A 1982-nucleotide genomic window follows, 5' to 3' on the forward strand; every position below is an offset into this window, starting at 1 on the left:
TGATTCCTCCAAGTCGCTGGTTCTCTAATAGTACTCCTTATCGCCACTATAAGTAGGGTTATGCAGAGGTTCCTTAACAGCTCGGCGCAACGTTTACAACCACTTCCCGCACCAAAACAAATGCCGTTCAGTCGCTTAACTGAACGGCATTACCGGTTAAGCGGCATCTTCACGCCTCCGATGCTTTTTTTTTGATGGGTAGGAAAACTAGCGATATCTTGTCTTTGAGACCATATCAGACTTCGTTCAAGCGCTGAAAGCTCGATCGGTTCTACGAGATGATCGTCAAATCCCGCTTCGCGGGGCTGCTGGTGGTCTTCGGCGTGGCCGTAGACCCGTGACGGCTACCAAGGGAGTTTTCTTGAGTTGCGACATGGCACGTAGCGCGCGGTGCAGCTTATAGCCGCTCATTCCGGGCAGTGCGATGTCGAGCAGCGCTATGTCGGCACGAAAAGCTTCTGGCCGCCGGGTCGCCTCCTCGGCAGTGTAGACAAGTTCCAGCTGAGCAACGACAACAGCGATTTTGCCGCGCCCTGTTTGTCGTTCACAACCATCACGCGTCGGGCGAATCACCTCACTTTTGGCCGCCTCCGTTGACGGGTGTGCGGGTCCTGCGGTCCGTCCCATGCGGACTTAAAATCTCGCGCTATGACAAGTGCTCGGGCTGTTCAGAATTTCTCCAAGCGCTCTGCCGGGCGATCGGCGCGAAGCCAACGGATCTATAAATTCGAGACCGGCGCGAGCGACGACGGTCTTTCGAGACGCGGCAACCGAGGCTGACTTTTCACACTCGACATTAAACGCCTTACGGGCCAACCACTAAAGTAAATCGGCCGAAGAAATAACCCGGGTCCGCCGAGCCGCCTTGGAATTCAAGCGTGTGGGTCCCAACTGCAAGCGGTGCCAGCATAACGAAATAGCCGTCCGCGCCGAACTGGACGTTGGAAGCCGGGTATTTGGGGGGCGAGACGGGTATCATGATCAGGTTCGACGGATCCGGAGTAAGCGTAATAGACTTGTCGGCGACTTCAAATTTAAAAGCAGAGAGATTGCCGAGGTCCCGTCCGTCGAGCGTAGCCGTCAACGTCAACGTCAACGGAGACTTAAAGCTTGCCAACACATTCACAGCGCATGCGAGCAATGACTGCAACGATGTGTCTGGCACATCCGAGCCGTTGGGACAATGCCTCCCCGGTTTCTTTGTTATATAGCGCTTCGTTAGTGGACCATTCAGCAGCGACCAGTGGAAAAAGAATGAACTTTCCTGCGGGTACATTGCACTGGCGAGCCTGCGTTGGCGGTGACGAACCGAAGGTTGACGTGCCTAAAAACCATACCGCACCCGATTGATCCAGCGCACAAAAGGCAGGGTTGTTCGCGGGACCGTCCAGTGGCCCCTTGTTCATGGGCCTTTTCACGGCCCATTGCCACCAAAGCGCAGTCCACTCGGCATATGTCTTCCCGGCGGGAACGCTTTGAGGTGGCATCTTCCCAGCATTTGCTGAGTTGTCTTTCGATTGATCCTGAGCCAGGATCGCTAGGCGGTTTCAAACCGAAGTGCAACGAGGGGGTTAATGTTTAGCGTTTTGAGGTTGTCCCGCTGAGGCAAGTGTCGCAGCGAAAACCTCGAATGGCGAATGGAACGCGTGGGTTGCGCGCGGCCGGCTGTTCAGGCTGTCGGCGATGGCATCGAGCTCGTCCTGAGTGTAGACCGAGAGGTCGGTGCCCTTAGGTAAGTACTGTCGCAGCAATCCGTTGGTGTTTTCGCAGGTCCCGCGTTGCCAGGGACTGTGCGGGTCGCAGAAGTACACGCTTACGCCGGTGGCGGCGGCGAGTTCTTGATGCCGCGTGAGTTCCTTGCCCTGGTCGTACGTAAAGCTCTGGCGCAGGGGTTCGGGAATCGAATTGAGTTTGGCCGAGAAGCCCGCCAGAGCTGAGGCGGCGGTAGCATCCTCCATCTTGGCAAGCAGCACCAGCCGGCT

Annotated in this window: 2 protein-coding genes; both read right to left on the reverse strand. The window is 56.4% G+C overall.

From position 1 onward, the window contains the following. Positions 1–805: 805 nt before the first annotated feature. Positions 806–1276 (reverse strand): hypothetical protein, encoded by a 471-nt coding sequence (locus AWB75_RS36310; protein ID WP_143746696.1) that lies wholly within the window; start codon positions 1274–1276, stop codon positions 806–808. 295 nt (positions 1277–1571) lie between these two features. Continuing rightward, the coding region (locus tag AWB75_RS36315) for an IS30 family transposase (RefSeq protein ID WP_143746698.1) at positions 1572–1982 on the reverse strand (411 nt) is incomplete at its 5' end.

This window comes from Caballeronia catudaia (genome assembly GCF_001544755.2).
GTDB lineage: Bacteria > Pseudomonadota > Gammaproteobacteria > Burkholderiales > Burkholderiaceae > Caballeronia > Caballeronia catudaia.

Coding starts and splice junctions, on each gene's coding strand:
- AWB75_RS36310 (WP_143746696.1), bottom strand. CDS start 1,276: ATGTACCCGCAGGAAAGTTCATTCTTTTTCCACTGGTCGCTGCTGAAT.